This window comes from Gemmatimonadota bacterium (assembly GCA_026706345.1).
In the GTDB taxonomy this organism is placed as follows: Bacteria; JAAXHH01; JAAXHH01; order JAAXHH01; family JAAXHH01; genus JAAXHH01.
This window is the reverse complement of the sequence record JAPOYX010000272.1, coordinates 1-21,345: the sequence shown is the minus strand read 5'-3', so window position 1 is coordinate 21,345 and position 21,345 is coordinate 1. Positions and strand designations below refer to the sequence as shown.

The window sequence follows — 21,345 nt, the reverse complement described above, 5'->3', positions numbered from 1 at the left end:
ATTTCCACTGATCACAGAAAGGAGCACTACATGTTCAGGATTCTCTCGATCGCCATGATGCTGGCGGCGCTCATCGCACCAAAGGCGCATGCCACAACCCCGCTATCCGGCGCTTTCGACGATCTGGCCCCCGACCAGTCGACGCCAACGCTGGGGACCATACCGGCGCAGGTCGTTGCAATTTGCTGCGAGCTTGAACTGGACCTGTCCACCTACGTCACCGGGACGATTGGTATGCTCGAGTTCAGCGCCACGTCGTCGGACTCGAATCTGGTGACGGTGAGCGTGAGCGACAACGAACTTACGATTACTGCCATAGCGGAAGGCCAGGCGCAGATCACGGTGACGCTGGGAGCCGCGATGAGCACCTTTACGGCCACTGTAACTGCTGGCAGTCCCTGGTCGGTTTCGGGCACCGGCAATGTCTACCGTCTCGACGGCAACGTGGGCATCGGTTTGGCCGACCCGGACGAGCGGCTCGTCGTGGACGGACGCATCAAGGCCGAGGATATCCACCTGGAGGATATCACCCCGGCCGACTACGTGTTCGACGAGGACTACGAACTCATGTCCCTGGACGAACTCAAGGCGCATATCAGAACCTACGGCCATCTTCCCGGCATCGCCTCCGGCGCCGAGATGGAAGCCGAAGGCGTCAGCGTCGGCCGGATGCAGACCCGGCTGCTGGAGAAGGTGGAGGAGCTGATGCTCTACACCATCGACCAGCACAGGACACTGGCGTCTCAGCGACGGCTCATCGACGAGCAGGAGCGGCAGCTTGCCCTGCAGCAGCGGTACATCGAATCGCTGGAGAAGCGGCTTTCGCGGCTGGAGACGGATCGGTAACCGCCGCCGCGTGAGCGGCGCGCGTCACGGCGTCCCGGGGGACCGTTCCAGGAACCGGTCCTTCGGGGCCGTGAAGAGCAGGCAGAGCATATGATCGTTTGCCACAGACGATACCAACCAAGAGGAATCGTTACGCCATAACGCCCGTGCGTTACGCATAGGCGCATCACAGAACCGCATCAGAATACCCTCGCGTCCCTTAGCGGACCCGCACCCCGCGGACCTTAGCGTCCCCGTGCTACTTCTGATCGACCAGAAAGGCAGGGGACCTCGCATGTCCGTAAAAAGCCCTACATCGCACGACGTATCACCATTACACATGCCCGTCCACGGCAATAGCCTGAGGGAGGGGGCGGCGCCCCGCGCCGGCGCGTCGTCCCCGGGGCGGGACCACGCCGCGGCGGCAGCAATCCAGAGCACATCGCCAACGAGAAAGGATTTCGGCATGACCGGCACGTTTGCCATACGGCTGCTTACCGCCCTGGCTCTGACGATCGGCGCCCTCTCCGCCTTCGGACAGGCGGCGACCGGGCAGCTGACCCACGGGGCCTATGATTTCGAGCATCTTCAAAGCACCCTGGAGGCGGACCGGGTGGACTATTTCACCGGCGACTGGTCCTTCTCGCTGCTGCTGACCACGGTGGCCGGTTCCGGAGACCTGTCCTGGCCGCTTGCCCTCGAGTACGGCAGCGGCATAGCGGGACCGGACCGGCTGTTGCGGGGCAACGCCGCGGACGGCCGGGCCACCTACACGCTCAACCAGCCTTCCTGGGCGGGTCTGGGCTGGAATCTCACGGTGGGAGCGGTCAAGGTCATCGGCGGCTACAATACGACGGAGCCGGGCCAGGGCGAGTGGATAACCAACAACCCCCACGAGTACGACCTGGCCCTGGTGCTGCCCGGCGGCTACCACCCGCTCATCCGGCAGAAGGAATCGGGCGGCGCCAACGCGTCTTTGACCAACCGGTTCTTCATGGAGCGCCGGCAGTTCTGGGACATCCGGTGGAACGACCAGGATTCGCTTACCTCGACCTGGACCGCGACGGACCTGTCGGGCAACGTGTACACCTTCGGTCCCGCCGGCAGATACGGGACCAACCTTACGACAGAAGCCATGGCGTTCGGCTCCGAAACGGACGCCCGGGGAACGGCCGTCGTCGTCTCCGGCTGGCTGAACCGGCGCTTCGTGTACCAGTGGAACCTGGCTTCCATCAGGGATCCGCAGGGCAATGCCGTCTACTTCCGATACCAGGCGGACAGGCCGGTGACCACCGTGCGCACCAACCAGGAGAGAAGCCAGGTCTTCAACAGCTTCCAAAACAGCATAAACGCACGCGACCTGGACCCGCGCATGGAACCGGTCACGACCGAATACACGGTGGTAAAGACCACCCATACGTCGCACCTGGCGGAGATCCTGTTTCACAACGCCACCGGAGACCCGGTGCGGCGGGTGACCTTCACCGCGCCGGAGCGGTCGGGGGACCTGCCGCTCGCCGGGAGTTCGTTCCTGAACGGGAACAAGTACTACGACTTCGCCACCGGTTCGGTCTCAACGGACTCGACCATCGGGCAGGTCCGGATCCCCACGGCGCAGGAGATGCTCACCGCCATGCCCACGGGGAATCTCTATCAATCTCCCCAGGAACTCTACCATCCTTTCCTGTTCCGGTCGCTGGACGGCATCGAAACCACGAGGCGGCTGCGCACCATCACGGTCGATGACGGCGCCGGAAATGCCATTGTGACCATCGACTTCGCCTTCGACAGCACCCGCGTCAGGCCCGAGCCCTACGTGAATGCCGGCTCACTGGCCGAACATCAGCAACTGAAACTGACGCTGCTGGCCTCGGTGACGATAAAAGGAAAGGGCAGGGCGCCCCTGCCTTCCTATGCCTTCGGCTACAATCCGTCAGCCAAGTACCGTCTGACCAGCGTCAAGTACCCCACAGGGCGGACCATGGCCATTGCCTACGAGCGGGCCACAACGTCGGCTCACGCGCGGCCCGATTCGTCCTATCTCGCGAAGAAGTACGCCGATTACGCATACCGCGTCTCGCGGCGCGAGGTGGACGACGACGGCGACGCGGCCACCTCGGTGGCTTCCACGCGGTACGTGTACCCGGCCGCGGCCGATCTCTGGCGTTTCGGCAGCGGCCCGGTCGAAGCCGTAACGTATCCCTGGGTGGAGGAGCACATCGCGGACAGGGACAGCACGTCCTACGGCAAAATCCGGCGCGATTTCGTGAGCAAGGCGGACGTGGAACTGCTCGGCCTGGCGTCCGCCTCGACGGACCTGGGCAGGGCGCAGCGCCGCATGTGGCGGGGACTGCTCGAGGAGGAAACCCGTTACGCGGCAACCGGCGGAGAGGTAGGCAAGCTGGAGAACACCTGGGCGGTGGATACCGCGGGCCCCTTCAACGACATGATCCATCACGGCGGCGCCAGGAAGCAGAGTTTCTGGGTGCGGCGGAACGCGATGTCCGAGACTACGGACGGCGCAACCGCCACCACGAGATACCGCTACAACCGGGTCAACGGTCTGGTGGAACGGGAGGAGATCCCGAGCTACCGCGCCACCGAGACCTTCTATCCGCTTCCCCTGGGCGGCGCGGAAGACCGGAACCAGCCGTACGCCTGGTCGGAGGATGCGCCGTCCCTGGGAGACGTCCAGGGTGATTCCGACCACCACCGGTCCCCGACCGGCAGAGCCCGGGTGTGGACCCGGGCGAACGGGCAGAACAACAACAAGGAGAACCTCGTCACCGCGGTGTACGAGACGGACAGGTTCCGGATCACCGGTCCGAGACTCGCCGTCGCGGGTACGGTCGGGCTCGACGAAGTGTCGGGCGCCGCAACGGATCTGTCCGCCACGGCACGGGTGGAGATCGTGTGGGACGCGCCCTCATCGCCTGTCTCCATCATAGCCGACGAGGTCTTCGCCGCGCCCGCGGCGACGGTCCGGATGACCGTGGATACGACCCTCGTCGTGCCGGACCGCGTGCGCTCGGCATACATGCGCGTGACGCTTCACAGCTCCGCCAACCGGAGCGCGGCTCCGACGGACATCAGGACCTACGCCGAGATCACCGGAATCGAAAACGTCACGGCGGAATACACCTGGGACAGCGCAGTGGCCTCCGACTCCACGGGCGTCTACGGGTGGTCCGGGCGCCTCGCGGACCTCCAGGAACTCTGGGCGGAGGCCACCGGAACGCCGAACGTCGTCAAGGAGAGTACGCTCAGCGTCCGCTTCCGCTCCACGGCGTTCGACGTCACCGACCCCTACCTCCGGGTACGGGGCAAGACGGGTCTTCGCGACGTGTCGGGTCCGGCCACGGGTCCGGGCGGCCCCTCGGGTTCGGTAGCGGTCAATCTCATCTGGCCCGGATTGAACAACAGATCCACACATGTCGGCGGCTTCTCGGGTCATACCGAAAATGACGAGTTCGCCTTCGACGAGGAGATCGCCGTCCCGCAACACGCCGCAAACGTGACGCCGAGGGCCCTGATCGAAGTGACGATCAGCGCACTCGCCCCGAAACCGACCGGCGGGGCGGACAGATGGCACGTTCAGGGTTACGCCGGGGATATCGAGGCCGTCCCCCTGCCCTCTCCCGCTTCCGACCCGGAGTACGAGATCATGACCGATTCCCGGCGTATCTGGGACAAGCCGGCGTCCGTCACGGTCAAAGACGGCGGCGGCAGCATCCTGGATCACGCCGAGTATGACTACGCAACGAATTTCAAGACGCAGAAAACCTACGGCGGCACCCCGTCCGCACGGCGCCTGGAGCGGGAAGTCCTGAGTTTCACGGAGGACGGGCGGCCCATCGAAACAAGGGACGCGGCCGGGACCGTGGCAACCACCGTATGGGGCTACGGCCGGTTCGCGCCGGTGGCCACCTTCGCCAATGCGAGGGCGTCGCAGGCCAGCGCCTACGTCTTCGACGACTACCGGGGCGCCGCGGCGCTCCTGGCCTCGCCGGACTGGTCGTCCGCGAGTCCGGCCCGCATATCGCTTGCAGACGGCGTTCTGCGGGCGCTCGGCAGCACGAACGACCAGGCGCTCCGGCTTACCGTCCCGGCGCTCGGGGCGGGCGTATTCGAGTGCGACGTGATGACGGACAGCAGCGCGGAACACTCCGCCATTACCCTCTCGGCAGGCACGACGACGGTTATCGGATTCGATCTGAAAGCCGACGGCACCTTCGGCGTCCACGACAACGGCAGCCGGACTCCGAGAACGGTTCACACCCCCTGGCGCGTCAACCGCTGGCACCACGTCCGCCTGGAGTGGGACGCCTCCGCCAACACGCGCCGCTGGTTCGCCCGGGTCAACGGCATTCGCTATCCGAAGACCGGATACTACGATCTCACGTCCGGCAACACGCCCGACCGCGTCCTCTTCCGCAACGGCGCCGGCGCCGGCCGCCTGTTCGTCGACAACGTGCGCGTGTATCCCGCGGCGGCCCTGCCCACCGCGTTCACCACCTACGACCCGGCGAACCTGGCCGTCACCGCCATGCAGGACGCCAACGGCGTCACGAGGCGCTATTACAGGGATCCCCTCGGCTCGGCCTTCCTGTCCGAGGACGGCATGGGCCGGATCACCGCACGGCGGTCGGCCTCCTGGTCCCGCCACGAGAACGCGGACGCCTACGCGAAGACGGACCCCAACCGGATCGCGTCGGCGGCCTACGTCGATCCGAAAGGATATCCCCTGCGCAACCAGCTCATTCCCCTTTTGGAATTCGACGCGCCGGTGACGGTAAGAGACGGCGAGGAGATGCGCTACGAGGCGGACGTCATCCGCTTCAACGCCGGCCTGACCGCCGAACCCGGCTCCGTCGTGAGGCTTCGCGCCAGGGAGCGCCTCGTCCTGGGCCCGGAAACCCATCTGAAACCCGGCGCCGATTTCAAGGCCGGCATAGACACCACGCTCGGCGTGCCCGCGGTCACCTCCGGCACGGTCGACGAAGACGTCTTGCTCGACGGACGCCAGGCCATGAAGATCGGCACGGACGGGACCTATGCCCTGCCCACCTCCGGCGCGCCCCTTGCCATCCGCGCCGACGTGTACGTCACCACGGAGACCGGCGGCACCCCCGTCGTCCTGGGGGTCCGGGATTCGGCCCGGAGCAGCAAGGCTTCCTTCGAGATACGCTACGACAGCGGCTCAGACCGCTTCAGGATCTACGAGGACGGGGTGCGCCAGGCGAGCGACCTGGACGATTTCGTCGCGCCGAACCGGGCGTGGTACGTCTGCGAGATCGACATCACCGCGGCCGGCGACATCTTCGCGGCGGTGATGCGCCATGACAACTTCGCTGACGCCAGGAAGACGCAGGTCGCGCGGGCGAGCCGCACCGGCTTCCCGTCCGGCTGGCGCCCGGAACTCACCCTGCGCGGCAGCGGCGGCCGCTTCCACGTCGCCGGACTCTACCTGGGCGCTTCGACGGAGGCCATGGCCTATTTCGACGCGAGCAGCAGGCCTACGCAGCAACGCGTCATAACCGGCGGCCGCGACCTGGTGACGCACACCGCCTACAACGGCCTGGGCAGGCCCGTGTCGGCCACCCTGCCCGTGGGGGTGACCTCCTCGCGGACCGCATCCGTGACCGCGCCCACGACGAACCGGACCACCCGGACCACCTATCTAGCCGATCCCCTGATGCGCACGGCCACCGTCACGGCGCCCGGACAGACCGCCTCGTCCAGCGTACGCTACGGCGAGGGCGACCGCACCCGCGTGAGCGCGGAGAACCGCTACGAGACCGTCACCGACGAACTGGGCAAACGCGTCACCAGCCACTTCGACCGGTGGGGACAGCTTGCCGTCGCCATCGCCGACTCCGGGGGAACCGACGAGACGGTCACCCGCTTCGCCTACGACGGCCTGGGACGCCTGGTCAGGTCCACCGCGCCCATGGGCGACGCGACGACCTATGCCTACGACGTCCACGGCGACATGACCTCGAGGACGCAGCCCGACGCCGGCGCCACCAAGTACAAGTACGATAGCCGCCACAACGTGCGCTTCTCCCAGAACGCGCAGCAGGCCGCTAGCGGCAAGGTCAGCTATTTTACCTACGACAGGTTCAGCCGCGTGATCCGCTCGGGCGAGGTGACGCGGGTCTTTGCGTCCCTGGACGCGAACACGACCTACACCTTCGAGACCGATGCGGCTTCGTGGACGAGCCGGTACGTCTATGATGTCGATGATCTCGATGAAGCGGGCGGGTCCGGCGCGTCGCGCGGACCGGGCATGCCGGCTACATGGCCCGTGGGCCGACCCGTGCGGATCGAGCAGAACACCGACGCCGACGCCGCAGCCGAGGTGACGGCGCGCATCGCCTACGACCACGAGGGGCGCGTCATCCACCGGCGCGTAACCATCGGCACGCTCCCCGCGAAGGACGTCTTCTACACCTACGACCTGGCCGGCAAGGTGGCCGCCATGGTATACCCGGACGGCAGCAAGATCCATTACGCCTATGACGCGGCAGGCCGTCTGGCAGGCGTGACGGACGCCGAGGGCAATGCCCTGGCGACCTACGCCTACGACCATGACGGACGCATGACCTCTCACGCGGTGGGCGGCGCCCTGGCCACCGGCGCCTATGGCTACAACCTGCGCGACTGGGTGAGCGGCATCGACTATCCCGGCCGGTTCACCCTGAGCCAGGCCTACGACGCCGTGGGCAACGTCACCAGCCAGAACTACCGGCGCGCCACGACCGAAACCCGCAAGGCCGCCACCTACACCTACGACGGCCTGCACCGCCTCAAGACCTTCAGCCTGGACGCCACCCACGCCAGGTCATACGCCTACGACGACAACGGCAACATCACCCGCGTCGTGACCGGCAGCGATACGACGACCTACGCCTACTCGCGCGATACCACGCCCAACAGGCTGGACAGCCTGACCGTCGCCGGAAGTACCGACACCTTCCTGTACGACGCCAACGGATCGGCCACCTCGGTGGCCGGGACCGCCCTGACCTACGACCACCGCGGTCTGGTCACCGGATACGGCGCCTACGGCTATACCATCGACGCCGAGGGCTTCCGCGTGAAGAAGACCGGGGGCGGCCGCACCGTGTACTACGTCCGGGGCGCGGGGGGCAGCGTGCTCGCCACCTATGACACCGCCGGCAACCTCACCGCCAACTACGTCTATGCCGGCGGCGACCGGCTGGCCAGGGTTGCAGGCGGGGTGGTTTCCTACTACCTTAAGGATCATCTCGGCAGCACGCGCACCCTGCTCTCATCGAGTGGCACCTCCGCGGCCACCTACGACTACTGGCCCTACGGCGAGGTGCTGGCCACCGGCGGTACGGATGCAACGCCGTTCAAGTTCACCGGGCATGAGCGGGACAGCGAGTCCGGGCTGGATTTCATGCAGTATCGGTCTTACCGGTCGGGGTCGCTGCGGTTCCTGCAAACAGACCCGCTGGGGTTGAAAGACCCCGAATTCAGTTACTATGTCTATACCGGGAGCAATCCGGTCAACCGCATCGACCACTACGGCCTGGAATCGTCCGAAGTCAATGGTGGCGGTGAGGTGGACATATACGAGATGGAACCGGTGATTGTATGGGGGCAGCGCCATTACAATCACCGGTGGTTCGATCGTGCATGGGGGGCCAGGTTCGATGTTGAAATACAAGGATCGCCAACCCTTCCGTCTATCAACCTCAATCGAACAACTGGACTCATATCCAATACGAGTAGTTATGTTTCTGCCGGCTTAGGTGCCGTCGAATTCGGGATCCGTAGATATGGGAATCTTTCGACTATCAATAACTTGATAGAAAGCTCATCTGGTTTGCGTGGCGTGTATAGAAACCTGGGAGCTACCACTAGAGTTCTAGGTAACATTGGAATCGCGGGTTCTGTTCTTGGTTTGTACTATGACTTCCATGCAATGCAAACCGGTAAAATCAGCGTAGGCAGATTCACCTATGTTTCTACTGGATTCGGTGCATCCGTCGCGACCGGATTCTTGGTTGGCACTTCATTTGGCGGACCATATGGAGCTGTAGCGGGGACAGCTGTTGGATTGGTTTTTTGGGGTGGAGAGACTGCCTATGATCACCTGTATCCTAAAGTGAAACCGAAACTTGAAAGGTTCGGCAGGGACATTGAAAGTGGGATAGGCAAAGTTTTAACGCAGTGGTATCCGGGGTATCCACGGAGGTAGTCTCTCTCGCGGAAATCTGGTAGCCTATTTCTCTCTGAGGACCGTGTATGCGACCCAGGTAGATTTGCTTGCAATCCTCCAGGGCTTTGTCGAATACTGACACGGCAGAGCCCTGTGCGAAAGTTCACTTACAAACTTGGAAAGCAGAATTCCCAATCGAAGATGGGTTTGTTCCCGGGTTGAAGACAACCTCACTGCTGTTCGTGAATATCAAGGCCTACACTGAATTCCAATGTACGATCAAAGACATTTTTACCTTGTGGACATGGGATCACAAAATCAAGACTTCCCTTGCGTCCAGTTCAATGCTTGTTCATGAAGATAATAGAATACCGAAAGGACAGGAGGTGAAGACAGTGGAAAGGCACAAATATAGTTTTATCAACCATTTCTATTTACTTTTTAAACCCCTTTTCCTTTTGATATTGATTACTTCAGTGCTTTACTACTGGCTCAATTTCGAAAAGTACGCAATTGTAATCTTGGGCATTTGCTTTCTAGTTGATTTTCTGCCGGCAATGTATCTCCATTTGGAGTATTGGTACAAGAACCGCGGAGAGGAGTATGCAGTAACCGAAAACGAAATCATACGGTATACGGAAGATCTGGAAGAGGTATTCAAAGTTGAGGAAATAGAGAACTGTATCGTCTACAGATCTGCCAGCGTAGATCCAGGAAGTTGGATCGTGATATTATCAATGGAGCAGTATAACTACGCTCGTTTTTTACTGCGGTCTGGAGACGAACTGATCATTACATGTTTGTTGATGCCCAAGATGGATCGAGTGTTAGCTCAACTAAAGGGGGTTCAATTCGAGCGTAAGAAACGCGGGTTCAATCCCCTTTGGTGGAGATAGTAGCACGGTGTATGTGGCAGGCTGGGTCTGTCACGTATTTTGTGTAACTGACTTTATCATGTTATGGGCACTCTGCCCTCGTACGTGACGATGAACTGGTTGATGGCGGCCGTCCAGTCGGCAAGCGGGCGTGTCCACCTGCGGGACAGATTGAGCAGGGCCAGGTAGAGCAGTTTCCTGGCTGCATCGTCGGTGGGGAAGGCGCCCCTGGTCTTGATGATCTTGCGCAGTCCCCTGTTCATGGATTCGATGGCGTTGGTGGTGTATATGACCTTCCTGATCTCCTGGGGGAAGGCGAAGAACGGGCTTACGTGGTCCCAGTTCTTGCGCCACTGCCGACTGATCGTGGGATATGGCTTGTCCCAGCGCTCGGCGAAGCGATCCAGCGCGGTCTCGGCCTGCTCCAGCGTAGCGGCCTGGTAGATCGTCCTCAGATCCCTGGCCACCTGCTTGCGGTCCTTCCACGAGACGTAGGTCAGGCTGTTTCTCACCATGTGGACGATGCAGAGCTGCACCTGGGTCCTGGGGTACACCGTCTCTATGGCCTGCGGGAAGCCGGACAGGCCGTCGCAGCAGGCGATGAAGATGTCACAGACGCCGCGGTTCTTCAGTTCGGTTAACACGTTGAGCCAGAACTTCGCGCCTTCGTTCTGCTCGATCCAGAGGCCCAGGAGTTCCTTGTCGCCGGCAAGGTTGACGCCCAGGGCCAGGTAGACGGCCTTGTTCCGGATGCTGCCGCTGCCTGAGTATCTTGACGAACAGGGCATCCAGGAACAGGAACGGGTAGATCTCATCCAGAGGCCGCGACTGCCAGGCCGTCACGGTGTCGGTGATCCGGGAGACCAGTTCGGGTGAGATGGCCACCCCGTAGAGGTCTTCGACGTGGCCCTGGATATCGCGCGTGCTCATGCCCCGGGCGTACATGGAGATGATCTTGTTGTCGAAGTCGGGCCACCGGGTCTGATACTTGCGGATCAGCTTCGGATCGAAGGAGCCCTCGCGGTCCCGGGGTATGTCGACCGGTAGATCGCCCGTCTGGTCCTTGAGCGTCTTGGTCGTCTTGCCGTTGCGGCTGTTACCGCGGTTCCTGCCGTCGGGGGCATGCTTCTCGTAGCCGAGGTGGTCGGTGAGCTCGGCTTCCAGGATCCGCTCGGCCATGCGCTTCTTCATGCGCCCTTAGCAGGCCGTCTTCGCCGAACAGGTCCTCGGCGTCCACCCCGTCTTCCATCAGCTCGTCGAGAAGACGGTCGATCTTACCTGGGGACTTCTTGTCTCTGGCCATAGCACTTCCTCCTTGTGAGCAAGATATACGCTATTGCCAGTTACACAAAACATGTTACAGACCCACCTTGAACGACGTAGGCCGCTCATGCGGCTTTGGGATGGTTTCTTGGGAGGATCACTGGGTAGGAGAATTCCACATGTCCAACAACCACTTAACTCCACTTACAATCTCGTCAGTCGCAGCCACTGCTGCGGCTGTAGCTGCAATCCATAACCCAATCTGAGTGTACCTGTAGCTCTTCCTCAACTGTCGATTATCGTTTTGTATTCTATGAAGTTTCTTTGCAGCTTGAAATGTCATCCCTTGCTGATGCTTAATGAAAAAACAGGATTCCTTTCTATCCATTGTTAACGTCTCTACAAGTTTTTCCTTAAAGCTGGGATCAATTCCTACGCTCCAAATTCCCCTGTGACATTCAGTTGTTCCAGGTTCGTCAGTTTGAAGATTCTCCCTTTCTTCTTCTGTCCAAGTAAACTGACTAACTCCACACCATCTACGTAATACTTCGATAGAAAATGGCAATCCCTACAACTTCTATCAGGTGCTTTACCCGTATGACGATCTCCCATTTAGATGCCCCGAGTCTTGGATTCTCCTAGTCGATGGTTTAAGAATATCAGAAAGTGGAATTGCTTGTATTTACCACATTCCAAACAGTTTCGTTAACACACTTCCGAGTGTTACAATAATCCCGACAATCTTCAAGACAAAGTTTCTCTTTAACTTTCTATATTCTGTTTGTTTTTGTAGTTCATCACTCGCAGCCTCCAACTCCATTTCACTTCGATATTCAAAAAAGTAGAAACAACGTTCACGATCCTTATTTAACTCTCGATCAAGCAGTTCTTCATGGTCAGGGTGATTTGGAATTGTCCAACGCCTTTTGTAACATTCAGGTCTGTACCCTTCACCATCTCCGAACATTGCATAGGGAACAGATTCGTCAACCCATGAACCATCCCGTTCTATATCGGCCCACGATAGCGTGTGTCCCGGTTGGTGAGTTCGTGTTAGTTTTAACAAGAAAGTGACAGCCTAAACAGGTTTTTAACCTCTTAGGTAAATCCCCCATGTGGAATCTCCATGACAATAAACAAATCTGACCAGAAAACGGGACACGGTATAGATTCCATGCCCCGTTCGTTTTCTCGTATGATAACCCGATTGTTGCGGGATTTTGAATAGAGTATGAGAGATCAGCGGGAGCGAGTCAAGCGTTGTCAGCCATAACGCCCGAAATGGTAGCCGCCTTTTCTAAATCCATACCGCCAGCCACTAGCTTCTGAAAGGAAGAAGCCCGGCCTTGCAGATCGTGAGCCCATGCAGACCGGAAATAGAATCGAACCGGATTCTCCGGTTTCGTCTCGATCTCTGCTTCGAGTATGGTGCCAGGTGGCTCCACTGATCCCATGATGAAGCGTCTCCATCCTTCACGGGCTACCGTCCCACCGGCTCCCTTCCTGCTTACCGTTCTAATTTGTTCAGATCTGGATTGTTCAGATCTGGGTGGTACGCGATAACGACCGCATAATGGCGCGGGGGTGTGATTTTTGACGTGTGGAGAACCGCCATATCCCCTTCATGACCACGAATCAGACAGGGTCGGCTTCGCATTTCCGAGAGTTTTACTTCATCGATCTTCCAAATCTTTCTCACTGCGCCAAGACAAATGAGCAGTGTATATCTCCCGTCCAAATTGATCGCGTAAACGATTCCGAGTTTGCCCTCACGCCCGCGTTTTCGTATTGCCTCCGGCCCTCTCGAGGCGAGGGCTGCCGCCGCTTGCGCGGTGAGGAACTCGGTCGCTTGAGACAGGATTTCCGCTTCGGTACTCACATTGACCTTCATGATACCCTCCGATGGTTTCGTGGATAGAAGTTGAACGTTCAATAACCTACTCGTCCTCATATCGTACGTCAAGGAAAGTTGAATGTTCAACACGGCATTTGAATAGTAGAGGATTTGTTCTAACAGACTGAAGGTAGCAAACCGTCAATCGAGGGATGGCAACATGCGTGGGGTAGTCAGACCTTTAGGTAAGTGGGCCGGTTATCGATACAACCCAATCCAACTAATGACCAATGCAGCTAAACCGATGACAGCAAGTATTACAAACCTGTTCCTGTCGGTTTTTACCTTCTTGGCTTGTAGAAATCGCTCAATATCCAAGTGTCGGTTTTCATTACTGTAATCTTCAAAACTGGGACAGTCATTTCGATCTGTCGTTAAAATGTCCTTTTGTCCTTTTACCAAGTTCCATATATCCTTTGGACTCCATTCACCCTTAGCACAAAACCCATCTCCTACTAATACTTTCAGATTAGTCCTCTCGGATTCGTACCATGTTCGATGAAGCTTTGTCCTCTGATCTGGGTAACGATCATAAACAGACAGATAGTGACAATTCAGACAACATTGCCTCGTCTTTTCTTTCTTTAAGTAACGGAATAATCAATTATGCGTTCATTTGTACATCTGTCCTTTATCGTATCCGTGTTATTGTTGGCAGTTGCGTCTTGTTCCAAAAGCAACCCTATCAGCCAGACAACCGGTGACCCACAAGAAAGAGTCGTTTCAGCAGCCGCAGAAAACAAACTGGCCTTGCTGTCACTCAACCAACGGTTTAACGACCTTGGACAATACGTCGTGGAAGGCAGAATAAAGAACCTATTGTACAATGAGGAAGTAACCAGCATCACGATAAGGGTTTCGCTCTATACCTCTAACGAGACATTGATAGATGAAGAAGATGACACAATATACAGAATGTACTCTCGTGAAGAGACGACGTTCGAAACCGAAACCTGGCAATTCGAACTTGATAACTTAACGCCCGATCCGGATGAGACTGTTATCACTATGCTGATTGACGGAACTATCGTTTCTTACGAAGATCGACGGGGTGACTCGGGGTCCGATACGGCGGGCCGTTACGATTTTCGGTGGAGCAGGTGGGGCGACAGCAAGGATGAGGTCGAATCGAAAGAACCGGGCACCCTGACTTTTACCAGAGATGACGGCATGGACGAAACTGGTACCACAACAGACGTATTGAAGTTTACGGAAACAGTCTTCGATACGGTAGCAGTAAGATACCGGTTCATGGGGAATGAACTGTGGGGCGGTGGATACGTGTTTAGCTCGTCCGTGTCTGACAGTCTGAAAAATGCCTTGCGTAGTACTTTAAACGAACGATATGGCATCAGCGAAAATGTAGACGGAAACACACTTTGGAAGCGAAACGAAGACACCTGGGTCGTTTTGTATCCAGAGACCACCGAATCGAACATGATTCTGGGTTACTTCGAAGAATCGATGTTGTTAAACCTCAACGGGAACAATGCCTATAATACCTTACCCTTACGCGTGGTAGTTCCGGAGTAGATTCAGAATAGCTCAAGGTCATACTAACCTAAGGCTTGCTTCGATGCCATGTAGTCGCATTTACAGTGTCAGAGGTGACTGCTGCATGGTATACCTGATGGCTAAGCTAGGGGACTAAATACCGAAGAAAGAAACCCTCTAATCCCTGCATATTCTAACGTTGGGCGATCTATGTTGAGGAATCGGATGTTGGCCGATTGTTGATCGGAGGGGCAGATGAAGTACATTAAGCTTGGAGGAATCATGGCAAGGAAGTCATGGGCGTTTGCCCTGGCACTCGTAAACCTGATGGCGGTCGCGGGCACCGCGCAAGCCCAGGAGGGTTCAACCGGTTCCGCTCCGGCTGGGAACTATGTCGGCGCATTCGCGGGACCGGGCGCACTGGACGTTCGAATGACCGACACCGATGGCTTTTCGGGGTCGGAAGGCGTCCCCGGCCAGACGTTCGGGTACGACGACACCGGACTCTCGGCAGGTGTCCTGGCGGGGCGATCCTTCCATCTGGGGCGTGTGCAGTTCCGGTTCGAGGCGGACGGGGCGTTCGGCGGTCTCCCGACGGCTTCCCGGCAGATGGACCCCATCGGACTGGACGAAACGGCGGCGACGGAACTGCATTGGGCCGGGACGGCGCGCATCGGCGTTCGGAGATCTCTCGGCCGTTTCGGCGTGTTCCTCACTGGCGGCGCGTCGGTTGCCGGAATCTCCAACTCGTTCACCGATCTCGACCCGGGAACGGACGGGCGCGAGCGGGTGGACCCCGACGATTCCTTCGACGACCGGTTGACGCGCGTCGGGTGGGCTGCCGGGACCGGAATAGAAACACCGGTGGCCAGCGCCTGGACCCTCCGATTCGAAGGGCTGTACATGGATTTCGGCGAGACCGGCCACCAGGCGGAGAATCGGCTTGGCGTCAACGCCGGCGTCTGTGGACCGAGCGGACTCCCAAGCCCCTGCCGCTACGGCGTTGACCAACGGTTCGCACTCCTCCGTCTGACCCTCATACGCAGTTTTGGCCGATGATGATTGCGTACAAGTGGTTACGGCCTGCAAGTCTGCCGGACAGTGGATCACGCACCCTCATAACTACCGTGTACCATTCCCTCCACTTTTTACTGATTGCCTCTTTTCGTAGTTAACGTTCAGGAGCAACCACCACATTCACCTTACTATCGGGAGGGCCTTCGTTCTTCAGCGCCCAGAATCTGTTGTACCCGTCCTTAAGGTGGTATTTCCCATCTCCCCAGTCTTCAACAATAAGCGCCGGCCATTCCGCTGTTCTGCCCTGTTTAACTTCATTTACCCTTTGTACGTATCTGGCCTCGTAATAGGAGCCTATTTTTCGCCATAACTCGAACGTCGAGCGCTCCGCGCCGTAACGTATACGAATGCATGATATGGGAACAGTTATGGTAGGCAGAACCAAAGCCATGACATCCAATTGGGTTTGCACTTCTTCTCTGGTGTATCCCCTGTCCAATCTGATTTCCCTGTAACTGGCTCTTAACTCCGATTGCCACCGTGCTATGGATTCCTCGTCGCCTGCCTGCTGATATGCAGCGAGTTTCCCTGCAGCGGCTTTAACCGAATCCATAATGAGCGTCCTCCGTTTTGTGCCTTGACAAAATCTTGACAAAACACTGATTCAGAACAGAACAAGCAGGTTGTAGTCTAGACCCACAACCAAAGCGCGTCCAGTATGAAAGGACACCATCTCAACATTACCCGCAGTCCGTATTGAAACACTCTATGCCCTCCCACCTTGCCCTTCCAGACATTGTCAAGGCACGCCGTTTCCTCGACGGGCACCTGGCGCCGACGCCGATGTACCGCTCCGCCGGATTCAGCGAGACGCTGGGCCTTGAGCTTCACGTCAAGTACGAGAATTTCCAGCCCATCCGGTCGTTCAAGGTCAGGGGCGGGCTGTACACCATGTCCCTGCTCGACGGGGAGCAGCGCGCCAAGGGGGTCACGACGGCGTCCACCGGCAACCACGGACAGGGCATCGCCTATGGGGGCGGCGCGATGGGGGTCCCGGTCACGGTGGTCGTCCCCCATGGAACGCCGGACGTCAAGAGCCAGGCCATCCGACGCCTCGGCGCCGAACTGGTCGTCCACGGCGAGACGATCGCCGACGGATTCGCACGGTCCCGGGAGATCGCCCAAGAGACCGGCATGGTGTACATCGAGGACGGGGAAGATTTCGGGCTCATGGCGGGCGCGGGCACGATCGGCCTGGAGATCATGGAGGACCTGCCGGACGCGGATGCGGTGGTGCTGCCCGTGGGCGGCGGTAACCTGATCGCGGGGGTGGGGACGGCCATCAAGGCTGTCAATCCGAATGTCCGCCTCGTCGGCGTGCAGGCGTCCAACGCGCCGTCGGTGTACCGGTCCTGGCAGGAAGGCCGGACCGTAACCACGGCGACCTGCGACACCTTTGCGGGGGGACTGGCGACGACCTATCCGGGCGGTCTGGCCTTCGACGTGCTGAAAGACCTGGTCGACGAGATGCATCTCGTCACCGAGGAAGAGATGAAGCAGACGATCCCCATCGTCCTCGAACATACCGGGTTCATCGCGGAAGGCGCCGCGGCGGCGGTATTCGCCCTGTGCATGCGCGAGGCGGCCGCGTGGCGGGGCCAGCGCGTCGCCACGCTGTTCAGCGGCGGCAACCTGGGGATGGACGGCGTGCGGGAGATGGTCCACTACCTGAACGAATAGAATTCGCTACCCGAACGAAGAGCATCCCGCTACCCGAACGAAGAGCATCTCGCCACCCGAGCGAAAAGGAGTTAGGAAGCTATGAACGTCGCGCAGGCGGTTGCCCACGTATTGAAGCAGGAAGGGGTCGAGTACCTCTTCGCGTACCCGGTCAATCCGTTGATCGAGACAGCCGCCGAGCTGGACATCCGTACGGTGATCGTCCGGCAGGAGCGGATCGGCCTGCACATGGCGGACGCGGTCAGCCGTTTGTCTTCCGGTCGCAAGATCGGCGTGTTCTGCATGCAGAGCGGGCCGGGCACGGAGAACGCCTACGGCGGCGTGGCCCAGGCCTTCGGGGAATCGGTGCCTATCGTGGTGCTTCCCATGGGGCACCGGAGGAAGGTCGCCCAGTTATCGCCGAATTTCCACGCCTACCTCAACTTCCAGCATATCACCAAATCCTGCGAATACCTGGTGCTCCCCGAGTCCGTATCGGAGGTCATGCGAAGGGCATTCACCCAGGTCAAAAACGGGCGGCCCGGTCCGGCGCTGGTGGAGTTCCCGACCGACATCTTGGGCGAAGAAGTGCCCGGACCATTGGATTACCGGCCTACCCCTTCCGTACGCGTCGGGCCCGACCCGGACGCGGTACGCGAAGCGGCAGAGGCCCTGGTAGCGGCGGAGCGGCCGGTCATCTACGCCGGGCAGGGGGTCCACTACGCCCGGGCGTGGCCCGAGCTGAGGCAACTGGCCGAACTGCTGGAAGCCCCGGTGACCACGACCCTGGACGGCAAGAGCGCATTCCCGGAAAACCATCCCCTTTCCCTGGGAAACGGTGGCCGGTCGATGCCGGAACCCGTTCACGTCTTCGTGCAAAACGCCGACGTGATCTTCGGCATCGGGTGCAGCTTCACCCGGACGAATTTCGGCCTGACGATGCCCGAGGGAAAGACCTACATCCACGCCACCCTGGATCCCGGCGACATCAACAAGGACGTGGCGTGCCACTATCCGATCGTGGGCGACGCCGCGCTCATACTCCGGGCGCTCATCGACGAGGTGTCGGACCGGTTGAGAAACAAGCCGCGCGGCCGGTACGACGGGGTCGTGGACGAGATCCGGACCATCCGGCAGCGTTGGATGAACGCCTGGATGCCAAAACTCAGGGATGCCTCCACGCCTTTCTCGCCCTACCGGGTCATCAGCGACATGATCGACACCGTCGACATCGATCGGACGATCATCACCCACGACGCGGGCAGTCCCCGGGACCAGCTGACCCCCTTCTGGCCCTCGACCACGCCCCTGAGCTACATCGGCTGGGGCAAGACCACCTAGCTGGGCTACGGGCTCGGGCTGGCCATGGGCGCGAAACTGGCCCATCCGGACAGGCTCTGCATCAACGTGTGGGGCGACGCGGCCATCGGGTTCACGGGCATGGACTTCGAAACGGCGGTGCGCGAGCGCATCCCCATCCTCTCCGTCCTCTTCAACAACCATTCCATGGCCATCGAGATCCCCGTCATGCCCACGTCGCAGGCAAAGTACGGCGCGACCGACATTTCGGGAAACTACGCGAAGATGGCGGAGGCCTTCGGGGGCTACGGGGAACGGGTCGAGTCACCCGACGAGATCATCCCGGCGCTGAAACGGGGGATCAGGAAGACGGAGGAGGGGGTGCCGGCGCTGCTGGAGTTCATGACCAGCAAGGAAATCGACTTCTCATTCTTCTAATGGTGCCGTCGTGTGCGGGCGTGCCGACGTGTCCTGGGTCGCTTATATCGGGGCGTGCTTCGACTCCGTTAACTCCGCTGATTCGGCGCGCATGTCATTCTAGTCCGCAGATTCTTCGCGCGCGTCCTTCCGGTCGAATCGATCCGGCAGGTACGGGGCCATGGCCGGGGGAACAACACCGTGCTCCAAATAATCCGCGATGAGCCGGCCGGTGATCGGGGCGAGGAGAATGCCATTGCGGAAGTGGCCCGTGGCAAGGACGAGGCGCTCTAGGCCCGCCGGGCCGAGTATGGGTTTGCCGTCCTTCGACATGGGACGCAGTCCGGCCCAGGTTTCCACGACAGGTGCTTCCGCCAGTCCGGGCGCCATGCGCAGCCCTTCCCTGATCACACCGGACACGCCACCCGCGGTCACGCTGGCGTCGAACCCGGTCTTCTCCACCGTGGCGCCCATCAGCACGCGGCCGTCCCGGCGGGGCACGAGGTACTGTTCCGGGCCGTAGATGACGCGCCCCAGGGGCGGGACGCCGCTCCCGTCGACGCAGACCATCTGGCCCCGCACGGGCTGGACCGGCGGCGCCGCACCCGGGATCCACTTCAGCAGCCCGGACCAGGCGCCGGCCGCGACAACCACGCGTTCCGCTCCGATGCGTTCGCCGGGGACGACGACTCCGGCAGCCCGGTTCCTCCGTACGATCAGGTCGATGACAGGATTTCCGATGCGGAATTCCCCTCCCCGGGCCCTGACGGCGGCGACCAGGGCCCGGACCAGCCGCCGGTTCTCCACCTGGTGCATCCTTTCGAAGAGCAGGCCGCACCGGGTTTCGGGCGACAGCATGGGCTCGAGCGCGCGGACCTCCTCGCCGGAGAGCCGCTCGACCGGGAGGCCCAGGTCCTGCTGGTGGCGGTATCGCTGGTCCAGCTCTTCGGATTCCACGTCGTCGAAGGCGACCTGCAGCCCCGCTACGGCCCGGTACTCGACGTCGATACCGGTTTCCTCGAGCAGTGCAACGGACCAGCCGGCGTACATATCCAGCCCCGACAGGCACAGGTCAAGATAGGCCCGGTTAACAGGGCGGGCGCCCTGCGGCGCAAGTACACCGGCGGAGGCCCAGGAAGCTTTCTTACCCGGGTCGCCCGGATCCACGAGGGTCACGCGCGTCCCCCGGCACAGCAGTTCGCGGGCGATGGACAGGCCGATGATGCCCGCACCCACGATGACAACGTCCGTTCGCATGGTCCCAGTCCTGGTATACTACACCTTCGTGACTTTATATTGATTTATCTTAATCAACATTGACGATATATTGGAGTCCGAACTGGATCCGGATTGTACCGAAGTCCGCTTTTGCCGCTTACCGGCGCTTATCGCTACTTACCGGCGCTTATCGCTACTTACCGGCGCTTATCGCTACTTACCGGCGCTTACCGCTACTTACCGCGCTTGAAAGATCACGTTACCCGATTTCCGCCACCCGATTCCCGCTGCCCGGTCTCACCTACCCGATCTCCGCTGGAGCCACGGCACGGTGTTCCGCCATGGACCGGTAGCCGGCGTTCACCAGTTGGAGCGTTTTCAGGTTGTCCCTGCCATTGGTTTCGGGCAGGCGGTCCTGCTCGATCGCGGCCATCAGTTCACCCATCGGGCCGATGAAGGCGTCGGGTATCCAGCGCTCCTCGAACCGATGGCTTATCGTCTTGTCGGGATCGAGCTTCCGGCTCGAATACGACAAGGTGTCCGGCCGGCCGTGGGGGTAGTCGTAGAGCAGGCCGAACGTCCCGGCGGCGTATCCTTCCGTGCCGTCGATGCGCAGGGTCGCGAAGCGCTCTTCCGTCCAGTTGTTGTGGTTGACGGACACCATGGCACGAAACGTGTCCGAGTACTCGAATACCGTGATCGTCCGTGTTTCACCGGTCACTGCATGACCGGGATAAGACGCGCCGGACGACCACACGCGTACGGGGTCTCCGAACAGGGAACGCATGCTGTCGAAGTAATGTATACTGTGGAACATCAGGTCGAGACCTTCGGCCGTGAGCACCCAGGGCCAGGCCCGCCATTCGGTCAGAATACTCACGTCGATCACGGCCGAAGCGGGATCGCCCAGCAATCCCCGGTTCAGCAGGGTGCGGGACGCCCGAACGGCCTGGTCCCACCGCATCTGCTGGTTCACGGCCAGCTTCACACCGCTCGCCTCCGCCATCTCCACGATATCGACGGCTTCGGCGTATATATTGGACAACGGTTTCTGGCACAGCAGGTGCTTCCCGGCCGCGGTCGCTTTCCGGACGAGGTCCTTCTGGTGCCACGGCGGGACGGCAATGTCCACG

At 60.1% G+C, this 21,345-nt stretch carries 11 protein-coding genes and 2 pseudogenes; 7 read left to right on the top strand and 6 right to left on the bottom strand.

All coding sequences use genetic code 11. The features are described 5' to 3' along the window. The first annotated feature begins 30 nt into the window (after positions 1–30). From OXG98_18980 to OXG98_18970, 3 genes are all read left to right on the top strand, one after another. On the top strand, positions 31–846 hold the full coding sequence (locus OXG98_18980; protein ID MCY3774096.1) for a hypothetical protein: 816 nt from the start codon (positions 31–33) through the stop codon (positions 844–846). A gap of 445 nt (positions 847–1,291) precedes the next feature. Further along, complete coding sequence (locus OXG98_18975; GenBank protein ID MCY3774095.1) at positions 1,292–9,055, top strand: DUF6443 domain-containing protein; 7,764 nt, start codon at positions 1,292–1,294, stop codon at positions 9,053–9,055. Between the two features lie 68 nt (positions 9,056–9,123). Then, complete coding sequence (locus OXG98_18970; protein MCY3774094.1) at positions 9,124–9,912, top strand: hypothetical protein; 789 nt, start codon at positions 9,124–9,126, stop codon at positions 9,910–9,912. 56 nt (positions 9,913–9,968) lie between these two features. On the opposite strand, the pseudogene OXG98_18965 reads toward OXG98_18970, so the two are convergent. The 3 genes and pseudogenes from OXG98_18965 to OXG98_18955 all read right to left on the bottom strand — a co-directional run bounded on the left by OXG98_18965 (position 9,969) and on the right by OXG98_18955 (position 13,045). Further along, positions 9,969–11,194: pseudogene (locus OXG98_18965) on the bottom strand (IS256 family transposase). 117 nt (positions 11,195–11,311) lie between these two features. Further along, positions 11,312–11,719 carry a hypothetical protein gene (locus OXG98_18960; protein MCY3774093.1) on the bottom strand — a complete coding sequence of 136 codons (408 nt, stop codon included), beginning with the start codon at positions 11,717–11,719 and terminating at the stop codon, positions 11,312–11,314. Positions 11,720–12,661: 942 nt separating this feature from the next. Then, positions 12,662–13,045, bottom strand: a complete 384-nt coding sequence (locus OXG98_18955; GenBank protein MCY3774092.1) for a hypothetical protein — start codon at positions 13,043–13,045, stop codon at positions 12,662–12,664. A 609-nt stretch (positions 13,046–13,654) separates the two neighbouring features. Here OXG98_18955 and OXG98_18950 point away from each other — a divergent pair. Both OXG98_18950 and OXG98_18945 read left to right on the top strand, forming a co-directional pair. Beyond that, the gene (locus OXG98_18950) at positions 13,655–14,581 is read left to right on the top strand and encodes a hypothetical protein (protein ID MCY3774091.1); all 927 of its coding nucleotides are present in this window, start codon (positions 13,655–13,657) and stop codon (positions 14,579–14,581) included. Positions 14,582–14,824: 243 nt separating this feature from the next. After that, complete coding sequence (locus OXG98_18945) at positions 14,825–15,601, top strand: outer membrane beta-barrel protein (protein MCY3774090.1); 777 nt, start codon at positions 14,825–14,827, stop codon at positions 15,599–15,601. A 112-nt stretch (positions 15,602–15,713) separates the two neighbouring features. Here OXG98_18945 and OXG98_18940 read toward each other — a convergent pair whose 3' ends face one another. Then, positions 15,714–16,172, bottom strand: a complete 459-nt coding sequence (locus OXG98_18940; protein MCY3774089.1) for a hypothetical protein — start codon at positions 16,170–16,172, stop codon at positions 15,714–15,716. A 155-nt stretch (positions 16,173–16,327) separates the two neighbouring features. Here OXG98_18940 and OXG98_18935 point away from each other — a divergent pair, with 155 nt between their 5' ends. After that, positions 16,328–17,299: a threonine/serine dehydratase gene (locus OXG98_18935; protein MCY3774088.1), complete on the top strand. Its 972-nt coding sequence runs from the start codon at positions 16,328–16,330 to the stop codon at positions 17,297–17,299. Between the two features lie 81 nt (positions 17,300–17,380). Next, positions 17,381–19,015, top strand: a pseudogene (locus OXG98_18930) (thiamine pyrophosphate-requiring protein). Between the two features lie 99 nt (positions 19,016–19,114). Here OXG98_18930 and thiO read toward each other — a convergent pair. Both thiO and OXG98_18920 read right to left on the bottom strand, forming a co-directional pair. Continuing rightward, on the bottom strand, positions 19,115–20,251 hold the full coding sequence (gene thiO, locus OXG98_18925) for a glycine oxidase ThiO (protein ID MCY3774087.1): 1,137 nt from the start codon (positions 20,249–20,251) through the stop codon (positions 19,115–19,117). A gap of 262 nt (positions 20,252–20,513) precedes the next feature. Then, a partial coding sequence (locus tag OXG98_18920) for a Gfo/Idh/MocA family oxidoreductase (GenBank protein MCY3774086.1) occupies positions 20,514–21,345 on the bottom strand: 832 nt, incomplete at its 5' end.